Consider the following 20,351-nt stretch of genomic DNA (forward strand, 5'->3'; position numbering starts at 1 on the left):
TAGCACAACATGAGGCAGCTCAAAATTGCAACACAGATTACCAATCGCGATTCACAAGCCGTTGAGAAGTACTTACAGGAAATCTCGAAAATTCCGATGATCACCCCTGAAGAGGAAACAACACTGGCCCAAAGAATCAAGATGGGTGATCAGAGAGCACTCGACAAATTGGTGCAGGCGAACTTACGTTTCGTGGTATCTGTGGCTAAGCAGTACCAGCACCAAGGCCTTTCACTTAGCGATCTGATCAACGAGGGAAACCTCGGTTTGATAAAAGCAGCCCAGCGTTTCGATGAAACCAAGGGTTTTAAATTCATCTCATACGCCGTATGGTGGATTCGCCAGTCCATTTTACAAGCGTTGGCAGAGCAGGGCAGATTGGTCCGCCTGCCTCAAAACAAAATTGGCACCTACAACAAAGCCAATAAAGCTTATATGGCTTTTGAACAGGAACATGAGCGTGAGCCTTCAACAGAAGAGCTTGCTGAAATCCTGGAAATGAGTGAGACCGAGATCAACAACATTTTCCAAAGCAACACCCGTCACACTTCACTGGATGCCCCTGTGCACGAAGCTGAAGATGTAGCCATGGGTGACTTATTGGAAGGTAGTGATGACACAGATGATGATGTGATGAAAGATTCACTCCGCGAAGAAATCCGCAGGGTACTGAAATCACTTAGTCCACGCGAAGCCGAAATCGTTAACGCGTATTTTGGTCTAGACGGTGAAAACGGTGTAACCATTGAACAAATTGGTATGAAATACGATCTTACCAAAGAACGTATCCGCCAGATTAAGGAAAGGGCTATCAAACGCTTGCAAAAAGCACGTTATAGCAATGCCCTCAAAGCTTATCTAGGCTAATAACTATTTAGTTTCTAAAAAAGCCCTTTCACTTTTGGAAGGGCTTTTTTATGATTATTTTATCATATGTTTTAAAGTAAATTTGCCGCATGAAACGCTTGATTGGAGCTTTGTTTGTATGGATGGCAATGACCGGATGTGAGAGAGACATTGATATATCTCCAATATCCGCAAGCCCCAAACTTGTAGTAGACGCAGAAATTGAAACAAATCGCCCTCCACTTATATTTTTAAGTAAATCACTCAATTTCTTCACCACCATCGACTCGGCAGAATTAGCTAATTCTTTTGTACACAATGCCACCGTAACCATTCAGGAAGGAAATACGGTATATCCGATGAAAGAATTTGAGATAAGAGGATCCAATGGTAACCGTATCTTTTTTTACAGCAATGATCCTCTCAATTCGCAACCATTAACTGGTCAACAAGGTAAAAAGTACAAATTAAGCATAACCGTAGATGGTAATACCTATACCAGCGAAACAGAAATACCCCTGCTTACAAAAACGATCGACTCTCTCTGGTGGAAGAAAGCACCTAATAATGAAGATAGCGCCAAGGTAGTTATTATGGCCAGGGTAACTGACCCTCCCGGACTTGGAAACTATATCCGTTATTTCACCAGTGTAAACAACCAGCCTTATTTTCCCGGTGCCAATTCTGTTTTCGACGATAATATTATTGATGGAAAAACTTATGATATCCAGATTGATAAAGGTGTTAATAGAAACGAGGAGATAGACTTTAAAGAGTATGGCTTTTTTGCCAAAGGTGATACAGCCGTTATAAAACTTTGTAATATATCAAAACCCACCTTTGATTTCTGGCGAACCTGGGAATTCAATTTTCAATCCATCGGCAATCCCTTTTCTTCTCCCGGAAAGGTAATCGGCAATATAAGTAATGGCGCTTTAGGGGCTTTTTGCGGTTACGCATCACAATATAAAAGCCTTATTATCCCCAAATAGACGATACTGTGTAAAACCGGCATTTAAAACTGCAAGGGTTCTATAAATTTGTTCGTCTAATAAGTAAAACACACAGTATGGCAAGTGAAGCAACAGAAAAAGTACATGTATTGATTATCGGCTCAGGGCCTGCCGGTTACACAGCCGCAATTTATGCAGCCCGTGCAAATATGAAACCCGTATTATACCAGGGTATACAACCAGGTGGACAGCTCACCATTACCACAGAAGTAGAAAACTATCCGGGTTATCCTGAAGGTATTCAGGGGCCGGAAATGATGGTACATTTTGAGAAACAGGCTGCACGTATGGGTGCAGATATACGTTATGGACTGGCTACAAAAGTAGATTTCAGCAAGCAGCCCTATCGCGTTGAAATAGATGAAGAAAAATGGATCGAAGCAGATGCTGTGATCATCAGCACTGGCGCATCAGCTAAGTGGCTGGGACTGGAAAGTGAACAAAGATTAAATGGTTTTGGGGTTAGTGCCTGCGCAGTATGTGATGGATTTTTCTTCAAAGGAAAAGATGTTGCTATCGTAGGGGCAGGAGATACTGCTGCTGAAGAAGCACTTTATCTGTCGAAACTCTGCACCACTGTACACATGTTTATTCGCAGAGATCAGATGCGTGCAAGTAAAGTAATGCAGGATCGTGTGCTAAATACTCCAAATATTAAAGTGTACTGGAACACAGACACAGATGAAATTTTGGGTGAGAAAAAAGTAGATGCTGTTCGCATTAAGAATAACCAAACTGGTAATACAGAAGAAATTCCTATCAGCGGATTTTTCGTTGCTATCGGTCACCAACCCAACAGCGATATTTTTAAAGGTTGGATCGATATGGATGATACAGGCTATATAAAAACTATTCCTGGCACCACCAAAACCAACCTGGAAGGTGTGTTTGCCGCCGGCGATGTACAGGATAAAAATTACCGCCAGGCTGTAACCGCCGCAGGCAGCGGATGCATGGCCGCACTCGATGCAGAACGCTATCTTACATCCAAAGGGTTGGCCTGAGAAACATAGAAATAAGGAATAAGGAATGAGAAAGTGAGATTCTGCTACCCAATTCCTTTTTCTCCCTACTTTTTTATTCCTTATTTCTCATTCCTTATTTCTTATTTCATATATATATGCTTTCCATCCATCTCCACCAACTACAGTTACACGCATACCACGGGTTGTATGAAGAGGAGAAAGTGTTGGGGAATGATTTTATCATTGATCTGACAGTTAACTATCATCCCCCTGTATTACCCGTTGTTGAATTGGAGCAAACCATCAACTATGTATCTTTATTCGAACTGGTGAAGAAACATATGCAAGAGGCTACACCATTGCTGGAAACAGTGATTTCTAATATTGCATCAGATATTCTGGCACAGTTTTCTCTGGCTGAAGAAGTGAATATTGCTATTCGGAAAATGCATCCACCTATAGCAGGTTTTATCGGAGCTACAGGTGTTTCACTTTCCATTCACCGAAAAGACATTCAAGCATGAAGATTTTTTTTAAAAAGTGGGTCACTCTCTCAGTAATAATGCTTTCCGTACAATTAATTGCTGCGCAGGACATTAATATTCTGTATAAAGAAGCCAGCAACCTGGAAAGGGTGCAGAAAGACAATGAAGCATTAGAGAAGTACAAACAAATCCTCACTACAGAGCCGACACAAATAAAGGCACTGGTTAGGGCCGCAGAACTGAGTGCTTCTATCGGAGGCAAACAAACAGATAAAAAAACAAAGCGCTTGTTTTATGAAACGGCTTTATCTTACGCAAAAAGAGCCTGGCAGGCAGATAGTACACAGGCCGACGCTGCCTATGCTATGGCAATGGCATCAGGGAAAATGACGGATATTGAAACCGAAAACAAACAAGTGGTTGCCTACGTTAAAGATATTCTACAGTATGCCGAAAAAGCACTGCAAATAAACCCTGAACATGCCAAAGCAAATTATACCATGGGCAAATGGCATTATGAGATGGTAACATTATCTGGTTTCAAAAAAGCTGCTGTGAAGCTATTATACGGTGGGTTACCACCTAGCGATCTGGATAAAGCGATTCAATACATGGAAAAATGTAAAACACTTGAACCCTATTTTGTAGCCAATTACCTGGATCTTGCTAAAGCTTATAAAGAAAGCAGACAACCCGCAAAAGCCATTGAAGTATTGAATAAACTGGTGAAGCTACCTACGCGTACCGGAGACGACATTGGCTTAAAAGCCGAAGGGGCCAAATTGTTGGAATCAATGCAATAATAATTAAGAATATAAACCCTAACTATGTCATTACAAGAACTATTTACAACGGCTGTTGCCAACAGTAAAACACTAACAGAAAAGCCTGATAACGAAACCCTGTTAAAACTTTATTCGCTTTATAAACAAGCTACAGAAGGTGATAATAATGATGCAGGCCCGGAAAACATGTTCGATTTTGTTGCAAAATTTAAACATGAAGCCTGGGTAAAACTAAAAGGCATGACAAAAGACGACGCCATGCAGCAATACGTAGATCTCATTAATAAATTAAAAGGAGCATAATTTAAAAAGCCACTGCTATCTAAATGCAGTGGCTTTTTAAATTTGGTTATTTTAACGGATAAGGTACCCGACACCAATCGAAAGATTATTGAATGGTGTACCATTGAAACCTCCTGTGAAGTTAATACTGTTGTTTTTTACATCACTTACTACCAGTCCGGCATTGTTATATGCTTTTGTCCGCGCATTATTATAAGATATCTGTCCTAGTGATATGATATTAGCCATGAACACCCATCTTTTTTGTGTCTGGTATAATAAACCCATATTAGCAGAGATTGCTACTGAAAAAGAATTACTGGAAGATGACAATACATTATTGTTCCTGGTTTTGCCATTCCCCACACTAAAACCTCCGGTAAAAGGAAAGCTCAGGTAAAATCTATTGGCAAGTTGCGAAAGCATGGTATGTCCTAAAGCAAGCCCTATTTGGTTATAGGAGAACTTATTGATATTGCTTCCACTTTCCTGTTTATTTGTTGTATTAGAATAAGAAAGTTGAATACTATTAAATCTTGTAGGTGAGCTGAATTTTGATGCAGAGAGATTTATACCTGTGCTAAATCCAGTAACTTTTGTATTGGAGATTGAATTTTTTTCAGCGCCATTATTAAAGAAAACCTGACCAGCCAATAATCGGTCATTTTTTTGAAATTGAGCAAAGCTGGCCGATGTAATCACAGTTCCCAAAATCCATAATAGTGTTTTTTTCATCGCATTTTTTTACTAAGAAAAGACAAATAAAATATAGTAGGAATGTATTAGTGTTATTTAACAATTGATTACAAGCTTGTAGTGCATAGTCCATAGACCATGGTCCATGGTCTATGGACTAGATCTTCCCCAGCTTCCATCTACCGCTACGCATAAACCAGAAAGAAGGGATGAGCAGGGTAGTCCAGTATATTCCTTCACTTGCCCAACCCCAGCCAATGGGGAGGTTAAGTTTTTCAAGTACGATGTATACATAAATGCAGTAAAGACATATTGCTGCTATTTCGCTGTACAGGTTCACTTTTGTATTTCCCGTTCCGGTAACTGCGTTCAGCCAGATTACTGATACAGCCATTAATACCAATGCAAAAGACACGATTCGCATAACCGGAATAGCTGCTTCAATAAACCCTTCTCCTTGTCCGTATATGGAAAGAAATGTATGAGGAAATAGATTTAGAATAATACATACACAAACGGCAAAACCTAAACTCCACTTCATTATTTTATTGACCAATTCAGGTACGCGATGTTCTAATCCCTGACCAATAATATTGCTTACCATACTATTGGCGGTTGCTCCGAATGCCCAGGTAAAACAACCAAAAAATCCAAAAATATTTCGCATGGTATTCGAGATGGCTAGATCCCTTTCGCCATGGTGCTCAATAAGTATATAAAAAAACTCCCAGCTAATTACACTGATTGCTAATTGCATAATAATAGGGAAGGAGATACGTAAAATCAATTTTACATTGATCCAGTCGAATTGTATATTCTTAAACAATTCGAGCTTTTGTCCTAGTCCTTTTTTGTGTATCACCAAAAAAATAACCAGCAACCCTGCTATTTCAGAAATGATGGATGCATAAGCAGCCCCATTAAACCCTAATTCGGGGAGTCCTAATTTGCCATAAATAAACCCATAATCAAAATAGATATTGGTGAAAGCTTCTACTGCGGTTCCTATAATCAGTAATCGGCTCTGATTGATGCCCACGAGTAATGCATTTCTCATTTGGTATATATACAAAAAAGGCAGTCCCAGCATACGGATGTTCAGAAACTCAATAGCCATTTTAACGCTTTGTGCATCATGCAGAGCGAATCGAAATAAAATAGGGGCAAAAAACCAGGTAAAAAGGATACCAAATAATGAGAATATCAGAGAAATGCGAATACCCTGGGAAAATAGGTTTCCTATCTGATCAATACGGTTTTCACCGGCTCTTCTGGATATAAGCGCCTGAAGCCCGTTATTCAGTCCATTTCCAATAACAGCAAAAATGAGGTAATAAACGCCTGTAATGCCCGCTACACCCAATGCTTTCTGTCCAAGTCCGCCAAGGAAAATATTATTTGTGATAAAATTGATCTGAGGAACAACAATAGAAGCCGATATTGGCAATGCGATTGACAATATCTGCCTGTTTGTTACAGACACCTGTAAGTTAATATTTGATCCTGCGGAAGCCATGGGCCGCGCAAAGCTACTATTAAAACAGGTGTTGAACTCAGGGTCTTTTTTTATATCATTGCAAAGAATAATCGAACAATGGCCCAAAAAACAATTGCATTTTATCATCCCGCTGGAATCGATTCGGGTAATGGCAAAACCTTAAGACTGGATATTGCGCCCGTTCATGTAGCCTGTGCGGTGATAGCTGACGGAAAACCTTATGCGTTCGAATTTTTTGAGCTTACTGATGATATAAACGATTGGAGCGATGTTTTTTTTGAAATAAAGCGAAATTCCGTATTGCTCGAGCATCATTTTGATCAGGTTTTCATTACTTGTAATTTTAAAGAGGCCGTAATGATACCAGTTGAAAAATCAAGTAATGCCGCGGGTGAAGATTTTTTAGCCCTTTTATTCGGAGATAATTATACCGACGACACCAAACACGATAAACTGGATACGGAAAAGCCGATGATGAATGTTTACCGGGTAAAGAAATCTATCCACGAGCAGGCTCTCCGACATTTTCACCTTTATCAGTTCAAGCATATTTATACTGAAATAGTTGAATCGTTGTCGCAAAACCAAACACCACATTTGTTATTCTTACAGGTTTATCAATCAACCTTTATTGTAACATTATGGGATAATAATCAACTGCAATTCATCCAAACATACGATTATAGCTGTCCGGAAGATATAGGCTATCATATACTAGCTTTACTGAAAGAGTACCAGTTACAACCAGAAGATATTATGTTGGAGATGAGTGGGTTTATAGAACCGCATGGCGAATTACACCGAAAATTACAGATGCTCTTTGTGAACAGACAGTTTAAGCAAATTCCTGAATCATTACTACTCCCAGGTATGCTTGAATCACATCATCCACATACTTTTACCCCTTTCTTTAATTCAATCATATGAGGATTATTTCAGGGAAATGGGGTGGACGAAGGATAAGTCCACCTGCAAACATGCCGCATACGCGGCCAACTACAGATATAGCTAAAGAGGGTCTATTCAACATACTACAAAACCGAATGGATTTTGAAGGCATTAAAATACTTGATTTATTTGGGGGCACAGGTTGTATCAGTTATGAGTTGGCATCAAGAGGGGCGGCTGATCTTACCATTGTAGAAAAAGATACGATCATGCATGGTTTCATAAAAAATAATGCGACCATGTTGGGTATGGAAAACCATAAGATCCTTAAAATGGATGTTTTTGCCTACCTAAATACCTGCACTGAAGACTTTGATTTCATATTCGCGGGCCCACCATATGCACTGGGCACTATTGATGAAATACCGAAAATAATTGTAGCGAAAAAAATGATCAGACCCGGTGGCTTTTTTGTGCTCGAACACACACCGAGGAACAATTATGAGAAATTCCAGGGATTCAGTTTTCAAAGAAATTATGGAACGACGTTGTTTTCCTTTTTTAATAGTGTGAATGGTTAGATGTGAATTGTCAATGGTGAATGGTCAATTTTACGGGTGATTAAAGAATATTAATTACTCCCTATTGACAATTCACCATTGACAATTCACATCTGGACATTGACGATTCACCATTGACAATTCACAATATGCGCCAACCCATCCTCATAACCGGCATTGGTACCGATATTGGTAAAACATTAGTTTCAGCAATTGTTACTGAAGCATTGCATGCTGATTACTGGAAGCCTGTACAGGCTGGCTTTGCAGATGGTACAGATGCCCAAACAGTGGCTGCATTAATCAGCAATGCCAATACAGTAATACACAAGGAAGCATATTGTTTAGCAATGCCCGCATCTCCACATATAGCAGCGGCAAAAGAAGGGATGGAAATTGACTTATCTTTTATTCAAAAACAATGCACCGATATACTTGGTGCATTAGGTAGTAAGCAATTGATTATTGAAGGTGCAGGAGGATTACTGGTGCCATTGAATAAGAATGAAACTGTTGCCGATCTTGCTAAACGGTTGAATGCAAAGGTAATTTTGGTAAGCCGTAATTATCTTGGAAGTATCAATCATTCCAGACTGACTGCAGCTTACTGTAAGCAGCATGGAATTGATGTGGCCGGTTGGATATTTAGTGATCAATACCTCGATTATGAACAGGAAATTGTTGAGTGGACAGGCTATCCTTCTCTGGGAACAATTCCTTACCTTGAACAAAAAAATCCTGATACCATCCATTATTATGCGGATTTGCTGAAAAACAACTTAGCATCGGTATTGTAACCTCAAATGACTAAACAGGAACTAAGAAAAAAAATCAAAGCAGAAAGACAACAACTATCTGCGCGCGAAAGGATGATCATGGATGATCTCATGCTCATTCAATTGCAGCGTTTACCACTTGACCCCTGGCAAATTCTGATGAGTTATATGCCCATGGATAAATATGGAGAACCGAATGTTGCGTTATTTGAGTCATATTTAGAACATTTTCTTCCGGGCTTACAATTCGCTTACCCGGTTAGCAATTTGCAGGAACATCGCATTTCTGCACATCTGGTATCAGATTCTACCATATTCCAACAAAATGAATGGGGCATTGAAGAGCCCATTTATGAACCAGTATTAGACCCCATGGATATTGATGTCATATTCGTCCCAATGCTTTTATGTGATGAAAATGGCTATAGATTAGGGTATGGTAAGGGGTTCTATGATCGTTTTCTACCTGAATGCAAACCAGATATTGTTAAAATAGGATTCAGCTATTTCGAACCCATTCCCCTTATCTCCGACACCCATGAATTTGATGTACCTTTGAATTACTGTATTACGCCGAAGGATATCTATGAATTTTAATACCCTTTTTCTTAAATCGTTCCGAGTTCTATTATTGCCAGTTGCCCTGCTGTATGGTTTGGTAATACGCATCAGGAATTGGATGTTCGATAAACAATACCTCAAATCTTCCGGATTTAATTTCCCACTGATCTGTGTTGGTAACCTGGCTGTTGGTGGTACCGGTAAATCTCCCATGGTTGAATATTTGCTGTACCTGCTTAGCGCACAATTCAAAGTCGGTACACTTAGCAGGGGATATAAGCGGAAAACAAAAGGATATGTATTGGCAGGAAATAACACAACGGCACTTGAAATAGGCGATGAGCCCATGTTGTTTCACCTGAAATTTCCGAATGTTCCTGTGGCTGTGGGTGAAGAAAGATTGGTGGCTATTCCGCAATTGCTACAAGATGTTTCAGACCTGCAGGCAATTATACTCGATGATGCTTTTCAGCATCGTTCGGTAAAAGCCGGGTTCAATATATTATTAACAGAATACAGCAATATTTACATGCAGGATTTTTTCCTGCCAACAGGCGATTTACGCGATGAAAAAGCGTCTGCAAAACGAGCTTCTGTAATAGTGGTTACAAAATGTCCGCAGGATCTGAGTTATGAAAAAAAACAACAGATCATTCGCAGCCTTCAACCCAATGCCGACCAAAAAGTATTTTTTACCCGAATTGCTTATGGGGTTCCTTATCATATCTTCAATTACGATGACGAATGGTTATTAACCCCACGCGATGAGGTATTACTGGTTTGTGGTATTGCCAATCCAAAACCACTGAAAGATTATCTTCTCGAAAGAACACATACTTATTACCAACAGGACTATTCTGATCACCATATTTTCTCTATAGATGACCTGAATGAAATAAGGACAAAGTTTGATGAAATTCATGCAAAAGACAAAATCATCCTGACTACTGAAAAAGATGCGGTTCGCCTCATGAAATTCCGTGACGAATTAGCCAATCTTCCGATGTATGTGTTACCAATCAGGCACGAGTTCCTGTTTGGAGAAGGTGAACAATTTAATGCGATGGTTACTGATTTTATCAGGAACTTTAACTTCAAGCCGATGACATGAGTAGAAAAAAAAGTAAACAAAAACAAAAGCAGAAATCAAAGCCCTCACAGGCACAGTTACTTAAAGGTAAACTTGAAGTAACCCGCTCTGGTATGGGCTATGTTGTGATAGAAAATGGCACCGGTGATGTATTGGTACGCCCTGGTGATTTTTTGAACGCTCTCAATGGCGACGTTGTACGCGTGAAAGTGGTAAAAGAAAATGGTCGTACCGGTAAAAAAGAAGGAAAAATTACAGAAGTGGTTTCGCGCAGGCAGACCGAATTCATAGGTTATGTGCAACTGTCTACCAACTTCGCCTTTTTTGTACCAGACACAGATAAACCAATGCCGGATCTGTTCATCCCCCTTAGTTCATTGAATGGGGCAAAACACAAAGACAGGGTAGTAGCCAGACTGGTAAAATGGGATAAAGAAGATAAGAAACCGGTAGGAGAAATTGTGAGTATCATGCAACCGGAAGATGAGAACGATGCGGCCATGAAAGAATTGCTGGCACAGGCTGGGTTCCCTTTATTCTTTTCAGAAGATGTTTTAGAGGAAGCAGAGCGTTTACCGGAAATACTGGATAGCGAAGAAATTAAGAAAAGAAAAGACTGCAGAGATATCCTGACATTCACCATCGATCCTGTTGATGCTAAAGATTTTGATGATGCTATTTCGATTCGCTTATTATCTAACGGAATTTATGAAATAGGCGTACATATTGCAGATGTGAGCTATTACGTATCCCCGGAAACAGAACTGGATGAAGAAGCCTACAAACGTGCTACTTCTGTTTATCTTCCAGACAGGGTAAACCCTATGTTGCCGGAACGTATATCAAATGAATTATGTTCCTTAAGACCCCATGAAGATAAATTCACCTTTTCTGCCATTTTCCAGATGAATACAAAAGGAGAAGTAAAACAATATTGGTTAGGCAGAACGGTCATTCATTCTGATCATCGTTTTACATATGAAGATGTGCAGGAAATTATTGAAAAGAAAGAAGGCAAATACCTGGATGAAATATTGCTGTTAAATGACTTCGCACAACGTATGCGAAAAAAACGTTTCAGCAAGGGAGCCATCAATTTCTCATCGCAGGAAGTTCGCTTTAAGCTCGATGAAAAAGGAAAGCCTATAGGCATTGTTGTAAAAGAAAGCAAAGAAGCTCATCAACTGATTGAAGAATTTATGTTACTCGCCAACAGAACTGTTGCAGAGAATGTTTCCAAGATTCAGATCAATAAAAAAGGGATTCCTTTTCCTTACAGGGTACACGACCAGCCTGATGCGGAAAAGCTGGCACCGTTTATGGATTTTGCCAAAAAATACGGACACAAATTCGATCTAAGCTCGCCTGAATCAATTGCCAGAAGCTTTAATACAATGCTTGAAGCTGCGAAAGGCAAACCCGAACAACATGTTTTAGAACAACTGGGTATCCGAACCATGGCAAAAGCAGTGTATACAACCGAGAATATTGGTCACTATGGTCTTTCTTTCGAACACTATTGCCATTTTACTTCACCAATCAGGCGATATCCGGATGTACTCGTACACAGGGTATTGCAATCAGTGTTGCAGGGCAAGCCCATGATCGATAAGAAAATGGAGGAGAAATGTAAGCACAGCAGCGATCGCGAACGGGCAGCAATGGAATGTGAAAGGGCAGGTAACAAGTATAAACAGGTAGAGTATATGCGCGATTACCTCGGAGAAACTTTTGAAGGGGTTATCAGTGGTGTAGCCAGTTTCGGTTTTTGGGTTGAAACAGTGGCACATAAATGTGAGGGACTCGTTAGTTTATTAAGCCTAACTGACTATGATGATTTCAGGTTGGTGGAAAGTGATTATAGCCTTGTAGGTCATAGAAGCGGACGTACTTTTAGAATGGGTGATAAAGTAACGATCAGGGTGGTAGCTGCTAATCTTGAAAAAAGACAGCTTGATTATGAATGGGTACTTGGTGGCGATGAAAAGAAAACACCCAAATCAGCCAAAGCTGCTGCAGAAGGTACTTTAACTCATAAACCCAAAGCCAAGGTTCAGAAGAAGAAGAAATAATAGGGATTATTTAGCGGGGGTTAATTCAGATAATACTTCATGGAATTGAATCCCTTCTTTTTCCAAACTGGAAAGCACTGGTTCATAAATTGCCGGAATGATGGGGATATGCAAACCAGTTTCTTTTAATTGTCCATCAGCTATTAATGCCGCAGCAATGGCAAGTGGCAAACCAACAGTTTTGGCCATGGCAGTTCTGAGATAGTCTTCCCCGATTACTTTTAAACTGCTGTTAGCTTTATATTGCTTATTATCACAGGAATAGGTGATTTCATGCATCATCACAATCATGTCTTTATCCTCTGGTTTCAATAACCAACTTTCTTCCATGCGCCATTGGAGTATTGCTGCTGGAGTATGTAGTTCTTTTTTGATTGGCGTACTATCAAATAACCCCAAAAATCTGAACTGCTCATTAAGTACCGGATCTGCAATAAAAGATTTCCATTTAGGGTTAAGTTGATGATGATTGATATGCATTTCAACAAAATCTTTGACGGTTAAGTCGCGGGTATCGTATTCGTAATCTTCATCTGTCAACTTTAAATCTACCAATGCAGCCCAACCTTTACAAAATGCGGGATATCGAAGCGTAGTACGTAGAAAATCTCTGGCATTAGTTAATGAATAGAGTGTTGTATAACTCAGGGAATCCCTGTTTGCATAATACGCCAGTTGTCCCAATTCAGGAAAGTCTACCGTACCACTTTGATGGAATATTTCAGTATAGTCAAGCTTAATTTCTTTCCCATTCATTTTGTACAATGCACCTGCTTTTCCCGCCAATACAACATTTCTTGGGTTCCAACTGATTTTATAATGCCAGGGATTATCATCAGATGCAGGCGCTACCAATCCACCACAGTGTGAATAAAATGAATTGATCTCACCACCCTTTGCTTTGATATTATGAATGAGTTGCATGGCACTCATATGATCGATACCCGGATCGAGTCCCATTTCACAGAGGAAGAGCAGGTTTTTATCTTTTATCTGCTTAGCCATTTCCCGTATGGCCGGATCAACATAGGAAGCGGTCAGTAAATGTTTTCCGAATTGAATACAGTCTTTTGCAATAGGCAAATGAAGGTGAGGGGGCATAAGTGAAATAACGATATTGGCTGATTGAATAAGCTTCCCTCTTTTATCAGCATCTGTAATATTGATTTCAACTGCATGCAGGTTATTGCCTTCACCCAACTTCTGACGGATGGCGATTAAATCAACATCGGCTACGGAAAGTGACCAATTTCTTTCAATAACTAGTTTTTTCAGGTACTCAATTAAAACGGTAGCTGATTTTCCAGCACCAAAGACAAGGAAATGTGTATTTGCCGACATGATTGCAAGCTAAGAAAACTATGGGATTAGCCGTTAGGTGTTAGCCATTAGCCATTAGCTTTGGCTAACTAACCCTAGGTCGACTTATATTAGCCATTGACACACTAATACTAATACTAATACCTAACGCCTAACACCTAATGGCTAACAGCTAATGGCTAACCCCTAACAGCCTGTAACTATTTCCCTTCCCCTGCGTTTCATTAAAAAAAACTGTATGAAAAAACTGATAGCTGTCTTTTTGCTGCTCTGCACTATGGGTGCACAGGGCTGGTCGCAAAAAACCATTAAAGATGCCAATGCGCAGCAACGCAACCTGAAGAATTTTACGGGAATAAGGGTATCACATGGTATCGACTTATACCTGACGCAGGGTAATGAAGAAGCAGTTGCCGTAAGTGCTTCAGAAACCTCTTACAGGGACAAAATCATTACTGAAGTGGTGGATGGGGTATTGAAAATTTATTATGAGAAGGAAAATGGAGGCTGGTCATGGACAGATGGTTGGAGAAACCGTAAGCTTAAAGCCTATGTATCTGTAAAAACACTGGAAAAATTACAGGCATCTGGTGGTTCTGACGTATTCTGTGAGGGAATGATTAATGCAGCAACATTATCTATTGGAATTTCCGGGGGATCGGATCTGAAAGGTCAGTTTTCGTGTACTGAAATAAAACTTTCTGCCAGCGGAGGAAGTGATGCAAGCCTGAGTGGTAAAACAGAGCGTATTAAAATTGATGCCAGTGGAGGAAGTGATGTAAATGCCTACCAGCTAAGTACTGATTACTGCAATGTTGTATCATCAGGCGGAAGCGATGTGAATATAACCGTCCATAAATCGATTATAGCCAATGCCAGTGGTGGCAGCGATGTGTATTATAAGGGAAGTCCTACAGAAACCAAGACATCAAAAAGTGGCAGTTCAGACATCAAAAAAGTGAATTAAAACACCCCCTTTTAGCCATAAAAAAGGCCCCATAATCATTGCTTTAAGGGCAGTGGGTTAGGGGGCCTTTTTTTTATGCCCCTTTGTGGATAAAACAGGCCAAAAAACAGGGTATTTTACCCCTGTTTACCCCTCAAAAAAACTATCTTCGCCAACCGGCAAAATTCAGGGGTCTATCCCGGCCGGAGATACTTTAAAAATTAAGTACGAGATAAGCGAATATGGAAGAAAACCTGCTACCTGAACAGACCAGCGATAACGACCGGATTATTCAGGTTAATATCGAAGAACAAATGAAGACGGCCTATATCGACTACTCTATGTCGGTAATCGTAGGCAGGGCATTACCCGATGCGAGAGACGGCTTTAAACCGGTTCACCGCCGCGTTTTATATGCCATGAATGAATTGGGCAACAACAGCAATAAACCTTATAAAAAATCTGCCCGTATTGTGGGGGAGGTAATGGGTAAGTATCACCCACACGGTGACTCATCCATTTACGATACCCTGGTAAGGATGGCCCAGGACTGGACCATGCGTTATACCTTGGTTGATGGTCAGGGTAACTTTGGTAACCAGGATGGTGATCCACCGGCTGCCATGCGTTATACCGAGGCACGTTTGCAGAAGATTGCAGAGGCAATGCTGGATGATATTGAAAAAGAAACGGTTGACTTCCAGCTGAACTTCGATGATTCGATGCAGGAACCTACTGTTCTTCCTTCTCGTATTCCTCAGCTATTGGTAAATGGTTCATCAGGTATTGCCGTAGGTATGGCCACCAATATGATGCCACATAACCTGAGCGAAGTAATTGATGGATGTGTTGCCTATATCGACAATAAAGAAATTACTGGTGAAGAATTAATCAGTATTGTTAAAGCTCCGGATTTTCCAACAGGTGGCGTGATTTATGGAATGGAAGGTGTACGCCAGGCATTGCTAACCGGCAGAGGCCGTGTAGTTGTGCGTGGTAAATGTCATGTAGATACCAAAGCCAGTGGCAGGGAACAGATTGTTATTACAGAAGTGCCTTACCAGGTAAACAGAGACCAATTAACCGATCGTATCGGACAATTGGTGATCGATAAAACGGTTGAAGGCATAGCACACGTAAACAATGAAAGTAATAAAAGGGAAGGTACACGTATTGTGCTTGACTTGAAACGCGATGCTGTTGCACAGGTGGTGATTAACCAGTTGTATAAATACACTGAATTACAAACCAGTTATGGTATCAATAATGTGGCGCTGAGCAAGGGGAAGCCAAAGATCATGTGTTTACGCGACCTGATCGTAGAATTCATCGACTTCCGTATGGATGTGGTGATTCGCAGGGCAAAATTTGAGCTTAGAAAAGCGGAAGAAAGAGCTCATATTCTGGAAGGTTACCTCAAAGCACTGGATCATCTGGATGAAGTGATATCACTGATTCGCGCGAGTCGTACGCCTGATGAAGCAAAAGAGAGCCTGATTGCAAAAAGTAAAGAAGGCAAATGGTTGCTCAAACAGGAACTGTTCAGTGATCTTACCAATGAACTATATACTCAGGCTGAAGGTCTTTCTGAAGCACAAGCCAAAGCCATACTGGAGCTGCGTTTACAGCGCCTTACAGGTATGGAAAGAGAAAAAATCATTGAAGAGTTCAATGGTTTAATCAATACCATCAAAGATCTGAAAGCTTTATTGGCCAGTGAAGATTTACGTTATGCACTAATTCGTAAAGAATTACTGGAAATAAAAGAGCAATTTGGTGATGCCCGTAAAAGTGAGATTCAATACCTCGCCGATGAAATGCGTATTGAAGATTTAATTGAGGAAGAAGATGTGGTTATCACCATTTCACACCTTGGTTATATCAAACGTACTTCTGCATCCGAATACCGTCAGCAACGCAGAGGCGGAAGGGGAGCTGTAGGTTCTAAAACAAGGGAAGAAGATTATGTAGAACATCTTTTTGTAGCATCTACACATGATACTATGATGTTCTTTACAGAAAAAGGACGTTGCTACTGGATGCGTGTTTATGAAATACCAGAAGGTGAAAAACAAAGCAAAGGAAGGGCTATCCAGAACCTGATTCAATTACCAGGTGATGATAAAGTGAAAGCGATTATTGATGTGAAGAACCTGGCAGATAAAGAGTTTGTACAGCAACATTATATTGTACTCTGTACCAAAAAAGGTATCATCAAAAAAACATCTCTGGAAGACTTTAGTCGCCCACGTGCAAATGGTGTAAATGCCATTACTATTGTTGAAGGCGATGAGTTACTCGAAGCAAGGATGACCGATGGTAATTCAGAAATCATGCTTGCGGTGAAAAGCGGAAGGGCAATTCGTTTTGAGGAAGAAAAAGTTCGGGTTACCGGAAGAGGCGCCATAGGTGTAGCTGGTATTGAAGTAGAAGATGAGAAAGATGAAGTAATTGGCATGATCTGTGTAAATAAGGAAGATGCCAGCAGAACCATACTGGTAGTGAGTGAGAAAGGATTTGGAAAAAGAACGGCCATTGATGAATACCGTATAACAAACCGCGGCGGAAAAGGGGTAAAAACCATTAATGTTACCGATAAAACCGGAAGTTTAGTCGGCATTCTCTATGTAACTGAAAAAGAAGACCTTATTATTACATGCAAATCAGGCATAACCATCCGTACCGGCATCAGCGATATCCGCGAAGCTGGTAGGGCAACCCAGGGTGTTAAACTGATTCGTATTGATGAAGGTGATGAAATTGCAGCCATTTCACAGATAGAAGAAGATGATGAGGAACAGGCTGAAATAAATCCAACCGCCGAAACAGAAACAAACCCGGATCAAACAACCGATAATAACGAAACAAATTCGAACGAAAATCAAGAATAAAAACCTCCCATTATGAAGAAGCTTTTATTGCTTTCTATGTTTGCTATGTCATTGCAGTTCCTTGCTGCCCAGGATTATAAAAAAGTAAAAAATGCTATTTTATTAGGCAGAATAGAAGATGCAAAAACTGAAATAGATAAAATGGCTGCCGATCCAAAGGCACAAGCCAAAGCTGAGACCTATATGTGGAAGGCTAAAATCTATGCAGCTATATTCAATAACCCACAGTTAAATGAAAAATTCCCTAATGCTGAAGCAGAAGCAGATGCAGCCATCAAAAAATATGAAGAGCTGGATCCTACTTTTGCTGTGGCAACAGCCAATGATGGCCTGACTCCATATTTCGACATGTACTATTCCTATATCAAACAGGGTAGTAAATTGTTTGAAACCAAAGAATTTTTGAAAGCTGGTGGTGCATTTGAAAATGCCATTAAATTTATTGACCTGATTATTTCAAGAAAATGGTCATCAGTAAATATTGCGATGGATACTTCAACTATTCTGTATACAGCAATCTGTTACCAGAATGGCAAGGATCTTGAAAAAGCATCTTCATTCTATAAGCGTCTGGCTGAAAACAAAATTAGTGATACCAATTATGTTGATGTATATCGTTTCCTCGTTGATTACTATACCCGTGGTAAAAAAGATGAAACACAATTCTACAAATACCTTGCTTTAGCAAAAGAAGTACATCCTTCACTGAATACAGAATGGGATGATTATGAAATTGATTTTATTGATTCTTATAGTGTAAAAGATAAAATCAATATGTATGCAAAAGAAATGGCGGCAGGTACACTCACTGAAAACAAATACATTCAATACGGGAGTGCTTTTGCCAATTCTAAAATGAGAGACGACCTCGATAGTGCCACCGCGGCCCAATATGGAGAGAAAGCACTGGATGCATTTAAAAAAGCTTATGCTTTAAATAATAAGAATGCAATCGCAGCATTCAATACCGGCGTAATCTACTATAATAATTTCGGTGATATGGATGATAAGGTTCGTGATAATATCAGATCTGTTCAACGTATAAATGCAGAAAAGCCAGTAGAAAAAGATCCAAAGAAAAAAGCAGCAGCAGATGCTAAAGCCAAAGCTGAGGCTGAACCTTTTCTTAAAGCAAATGCAGCACTCGAAGCACCAATTGCTAAAGAAGTAGATCAGGCAATAGAATGGCTTGAAAAAGCATATACACTGCTTAAGGATAAATCAGATCGTACCAATAACGAAAAAAGTGTGATCAACAAATCTGTAGACTGGCTGGCTAATTTATACGCTTATAAGCGCGATAAAATAAGGGGTAAAGATGATGCTGCCTTTGATAAATATGAAGCCAAATTCAAAGAATTTGATGCTTTACATAGTAAGTTTTAATCCAACAAGTTTAACTATACAAAAGCCCTGTAAATACAGGGCTTTTTTGTTGCAATAATCGTATATTTATTACAATCATTTCACCCCATTACAGCGCATCATATGAAATACCGATTACAAAATATAAGTGTGTTTTTATTTACGTCAGTGATATTATTTTCCTGCAAAGGATCATCATCCGATGCCGGTTCAGAAACACCATCTACACCTCCAACGCTAAAAACATCTGTACTGGTAAATAACCATGAAATCATTTGGGGAATGGACTTTTTACCCGGAGGTGATTTATTATTTACTGAAAAACGTGGACGAATTTACCGCTATACTACAGCAGGAAATACCACAGAAATTACAGGAGTACCTTCAGGTATTAATACAAATGGACAAGGCGGACTACTCGACATAAAAGTTCACCCTTCCTATACCAGTAATGGTTGGATATATATATCATATGCCATTGATAACCCTGGTGGTGGAAGCTTATTAAGACTTAGCAGGTTTAAACTAAACGGAAATACAATCACTAACCTCGAGCCAATTTTCACCACAAAAACACCCAATAACTGGTATGGACATTATGGTAGCAGGATTGTATTTGATAAAGCAGGTTTATTATACTTAAGCATAGGGGAGGGAGGAACTTCCAGCTATGGTGGGGTTAATAGTCCTAACCAAAATGCACAAGACACAAAGAGCGACTGGGGTAAAGTTCACAGGATGACCGATGACGGAAAAGTTCCTGCAGATAATCCAATCTTGCCGGGCAATACTGCAGCTTCAACAGTTTTCTCTTATGGTCACCGTAACCCTCAGGGACTCACATACGATGCGGTTAACAATCGTATCTGGGAAAATGAACATGGTCCAATGGGAGGTGATGAACTAAACCTGGTGGAAAAAGGAAAAAACTACGGATGGCCACATGTAAGCTATGGTAAAAACTACGACGGGGTGGCGGTGTCTGCAAGTCCAACAGGAGCCGGCTTTACCAATCCCGCAAAGTATTGGGATCCATCGATTGCTACCTGTGGATTAGCAATCATAACAAGCGCAAATTTCAAATCATGGAAAGGTAGTTTACTCACGGGCTCACTAAAGTTCAACCATGTTAGCAGGGCAGTAGTCCAGGGTGATAAAATTTTTTCTGAGGAAAAAATACTCGAAGGCATCGGCCGCGTCCGCAACATCAAAGAAGGCCCGGATGGCAATCTCTATGTTTCTGTTGAGGGACCGGGGAGGATAATAAAGGTAACTGCGGAGTAAATAAAAATATTTCAGATGTCAGATGGCA

19 protein-coding genes are annotated in these 20,351 nt (G+C 40.0%); 16 read left to right on the forward strand and 3 right to left on the reverse strand.

The window, feature by feature from the left end; genetic code table 11:
* Positions 1 to 9 precede the first annotated feature (9 nt).
* From ACH30E_RS08440 to ACH30E_RS08465, 6 genes are all read left to right on the forward strand, one after another.
* On the forward strand, positions 10 to 867 hold the full coding sequence (locus ACH30E_RS08440) for a sigma-70 family RNA polymerase sigma factor (protein WP_026770093.1): 858 nt from the start codon (positions 10 to 12) through the stop codon (positions 865 to 867).
* 89 nt (positions 868 to 956) lie between these two features.
* Entirely contained in the window at positions 957 to 1,838 is an 882-nt protein-coding gene (locus ACH30E_RS08445) for a DUF4249 domain-containing protein (RefSeq protein WP_490824439.1), read from the forward strand.
* A 77-nt stretch (positions 1,839 to 1,915) separates the two neighbouring features.
* Complete coding sequence (gene trxB / locus ACH30E_RS08450) at positions 1,916 to 2,863, forward strand: thioredoxin-disulfide reductase (RefSeq protein WP_490824440.1); 948 nt, start codon at positions 1,916 to 1,918, stop codon at positions 2,861 to 2,863.
* Between the two features lie 116 nt (positions 2,864 to 2,979).
* On the forward strand, positions 2,980 to 3,348 hold the full coding sequence (gene folB, locus ACH30E_RS08455) for a dihydroneopterin aldolase (RefSeq protein WP_294993061.1): 369 nt from the start codon (positions 2,980 to 2,982) through the stop codon (positions 3,346 to 3,348).
* Positions 3,345 to 4,112: a tetratricopeptide repeat protein gene (locus tag ACH30E_RS08460; RefSeq protein ID WP_490824441.1), complete on the forward strand. Its 768-nt coding sequence runs from the start codon at positions 3,345 to 3,347 to the stop codon at positions 4,110 to 4,112. Before folB ends, ACH30E_RS08460 begins: the two co-directional genes overlap by 4 nt.
* A 24-nt stretch (positions 4,113 to 4,136) precedes the next feature.
* Positions 4,137 to 4,397 (forward strand): acyl-CoA-binding protein, encoded by a 261-nt coding sequence (locus ACH30E_RS08465; protein ID WP_490824442.1) that lies wholly within the window; start codon positions 4,137 to 4,139, stop codon positions 4,395 to 4,397.
* Positions 4,398 to 4,448: 51 nt separating this feature from the next.
* Here ACH30E_RS08465 and ACH30E_RS08470 read toward each other — a convergent pair whose 3' ends face one another.
* On the reverse strand, positions 4,449 to 5,111 hold the full coding sequence (locus tag ACH30E_RS08470; RefSeq protein WP_490824443.1) for a hypothetical protein: 663 nt from the start codon (positions 5,109 to 5,111) through the stop codon (positions 4,449 to 4,451).
* 118 nt (positions 5,112 to 5,229) lie between these two features.
* Positions 5,230 to 6,588, reverse strand: coding sequence for an MATE family efflux transporter (locus tag ACH30E_RS08475; protein WP_490824444.1), 1,359 nt, complete (start codon positions 6,586 to 6,588; stop codon positions 5,230 to 5,232).
* Between the two features lie 78 nt (positions 6,589 to 6,666).
* Between ACH30E_RS08475 and ACH30E_RS08480 the strand changes: the two genes are divergently transcribed.
* The 6 genes from ACH30E_RS08480 (at position 6,667) to rnr (ending at position 12,517) form a co-directional block, all read left to right on the forward strand.
* A complete protein-coding gene (locus ACH30E_RS08480) occupies positions 6,667 to 7,497 on the forward strand; it encodes a DUF3822 family protein (RefSeq protein ID WP_490824445.1) in 831 nt (276 codons plus the stop codon).
* Positions 7,494 to 8,039 carry an RsmD family RNA methyltransferase gene (locus ACH30E_RS08485; RefSeq protein WP_294993043.1) on the forward strand — a complete coding sequence of 182 codons (546 nt, stop codon included), beginning with the start codon at positions 7,494 to 7,496 and terminating at the stop codon, positions 8,037 to 8,039. Before ACH30E_RS08480 ends, ACH30E_RS08485 begins: the two co-directional genes overlap by 4 nt.
* 128 nt (positions 8,040 to 8,167) lie before the next feature.
* Positions 8,168 to 8,815 carry a dethiobiotin synthase gene (gene bioD / locus ACH30E_RS08490; protein ID WP_490824446.1) on the forward strand — a complete coding sequence of 216 codons (648 nt, stop codon included), beginning with the start codon at positions 8,168 to 8,170 and terminating at the stop codon, positions 8,813 to 8,815.
* Between the two features lie 6 nt (positions 8,816 to 8,821).
* Positions 8,822 to 9,391, forward strand: coding sequence for a 5-formyltetrahydrofolate cyclo-ligase (locus ACH30E_RS08495; protein ID WP_294993037.1), 570 nt, complete (start codon positions 8,822 to 8,824; stop codon positions 9,389 to 9,391).
* A complete protein-coding gene (gene lpxK / locus ACH30E_RS08500) occupies positions 9,381 to 10,466 on the forward strand; it encodes a tetraacyldisaccharide 4'-kinase (RefSeq protein WP_490824447.1) in 1,086 nt (361 codons plus the stop codon). Before ACH30E_RS08495 ends, lpxK begins: the two co-directional genes overlap by 11 nt.
* On the forward strand, positions 10,463 to 12,517 hold the full coding sequence (gene rnr / locus ACH30E_RS08505; protein ID WP_490824448.1) for a ribonuclease R: 2,055 nt from the start codon (positions 10,463 to 10,465) through the stop codon (positions 12,515 to 12,517). Before lpxK ends, rnr begins: the two co-directional genes overlap by 4 nt.
* Before the next feature lie 6 nt (positions 12,518 to 12,523).
* On the opposite strand, the gene ACH30E_RS08510 is transcribed toward rnr, so the two are convergent.
* Positions 12,524 to 13,858, reverse strand: coding sequence for a saccharopine dehydrogenase C-terminal domain-containing protein (locus tag ACH30E_RS08510; RefSeq protein WP_490824449.1), 1,335 nt, complete (start codon positions 13,856 to 13,858; stop codon positions 12,524 to 12,526).
* A 217-nt stretch (positions 13,859 to 14,075) separates the two neighbouring features.
* Between ACH30E_RS08510 and ACH30E_RS08515 the strand changes: the two genes are divergently transcribed.
* The 4 genes from ACH30E_RS08515 to ACH30E_RS08530 all read left to right on the forward strand — a co-directional run bounded on the left by ACH30E_RS08515 (position 14,076) and on the right by ACH30E_RS08530 (position 20,323).
* The gene (locus ACH30E_RS08515) at positions 14,076 to 14,804 is read left to right on the forward strand and encodes a head GIN domain-containing protein (RefSeq protein WP_490824450.1); all 729 of its coding nucleotides are present in this window, start codon (positions 14,076 to 14,078) and stop codon (positions 14,802 to 14,804) included.
* A gap of 221 nt (positions 14,805 to 15,025) precedes the next feature.
* The gene (gyrA, locus tag ACH30E_RS08520; RefSeq protein ID WP_490824451.1) at positions 15,026 to 17,674 is read left to right on the forward strand and encodes a DNA gyrase subunit A; all 2,649 of its coding nucleotides are present in this window, start codon (positions 15,026 to 15,028) and stop codon (positions 17,672 to 17,674) included.
* A gap of 12 nt (positions 17,675 to 17,686) precedes the next feature.
* The gene (locus ACH30E_RS08525; protein WP_294993019.1) at positions 17,687 to 19,060 is read left to right on the forward strand and encodes a hypothetical protein; all 1,374 of its coding nucleotides are present in this window, start codon (positions 17,687 to 17,689) and stop codon (positions 19,058 to 19,060) included.
* A gap of 102 nt (positions 19,061 to 19,162) precedes the next feature.
* Positions 19,163 to 20,323 carry a PQQ-dependent sugar dehydrogenase gene (locus ACH30E_RS08530; RefSeq protein ID WP_490824452.1) on the forward strand — a complete coding sequence of 387 codons (1,161 nt, stop codon included), beginning with the start codon at positions 19,163 to 19,165 and terminating at the stop codon, positions 20,321 to 20,323.
* The last annotated feature ends 28 nt before the right edge of the window (positions 20,324 to 20,351 follow it).

The sequence above is a fragment of the Sediminibacterium sp. FW305-C-61 genome (genome assembly GCF_058231065.1).

Bases quoted from the DNA above. Each gene is read 5' to 3' on its own strand.
- ACH30E_RS08480 (WP_490824445.1), top strand. From the start codon at position 6,667: ATGGCCCAAAAAACAATTGCATTTTATCATCCCGCTGGAATCGATTCG.
- ACH30E_RS08495 (WP_294993037.1), top strand. From the start codon at position 8,822: ATGACTAAACAGGAACTAAGAAAAAAAATCAAAGCAGAAAGACAACAA.
- ACH30E_RS08530 (WP_490824452.1), top strand. From the start codon at position 19,163: ATGAAATACCGATTACAAAATATAAGTGTGTTTTTATTTACGTCAGTG.
- ACH30E_RS08445 (WP_490824439.1), top strand. From the start codon at position 957: ATGAAACGCTTGATTGGAGCTTTGTTTGTATGGATGGCAATGACCGGA.
- folB (WP_294993061.1), top strand. From the start codon at position 2,980: ATGCTTTCCATCCATCTCCACCAACTACAGTTACACGCATACCACGGG.
- ACH30E_RS08510 (WP_490824449.1), bottom strand. From the start codon at position 13,858: ATGTCGGCAAATACACATTTCCTTGTCTTTGGTGCTGGAAAATCAGCT.
- rnr (WP_490824448.1), top strand. From the start codon at position 10,463: ATGAGTAGAAAAAAAAGTAAACAAAAACAAAAGCAGAAATCAAAGCCC.
- bioD (WP_490824446.1), top strand. From the start codon at position 8,168: ATGCGCCAACCCATCCTCATAACCGGCATTGGTACCGATATTGGTAAA.
- ACH30E_RS08465 (WP_490824442.1), top strand. From the start codon at position 4,137: ATGTCATTACAAGAACTATTTACAACGGCTGTTGCCAACAGTAAAACA.
- ACH30E_RS08525 (WP_294993019.1), top strand. From the start codon at position 17,687: ATGAAGAAGCTTTTATTGCTTTCTATGTTTGCTATGTCATTGCAGTTC.
- ACH30E_RS08460 (WP_490824441.1), top strand. From the start codon at position 3,345: ATGAAGATTTTTTTTAAAAAGTGGGTCACTCTCTCAGTAATAATGCTT.
- gyrA (WP_490824451.1), top strand. From the start codon at position 15,026: ATGGAAGAAAACCTGCTACCTGAACAGACCAGCGATAACGACCGGATT.
- trxB (WP_490824440.1), top strand. From the start codon at position 1,916: ATGGCAAGTGAAGCAACAGAAAAAGTACATGTATTGATTATCGGCTCA.
- ACH30E_RS08475 (WP_490824444.1), bottom strand. From the start codon at position 6,588: ATGGCTTCCGCAGGATCAAATATTAACTTACAGGTGTCTGTAACAAAC.
- ACH30E_RS08485 (WP_294993043.1), top strand. From the start codon at position 7,494: ATGAGGATTATTTCAGGGAAATGGGGTGGACGAAGGATAAGTCCACCT.
- lpxK (WP_490824447.1), top strand. From the start codon at position 9,381: ATGAATTTTAATACCCTTTTTCTTAAATCGTTCCGAGTTCTATTATTG.
- ACH30E_RS08470 (WP_490824443.1), bottom strand. From the start codon at position 5,111: ATGAAAAAAACACTATTATGGATTTTGGGAACTGTGATTACATCGGCC.
- ACH30E_RS08440 (WP_026770093.1), top strand. From the start codon at position 10: ATGAGGCAGCTCAAAATTGCAACACAGATTACCAATCGCGATTCACAA.
- ACH30E_RS08515 (WP_490824450.1), top strand. From the start codon at position 14,076: ATGAAAAAACTGATAGCTGTCTTTTTGCTGCTCTGCACTATGGGTGCA.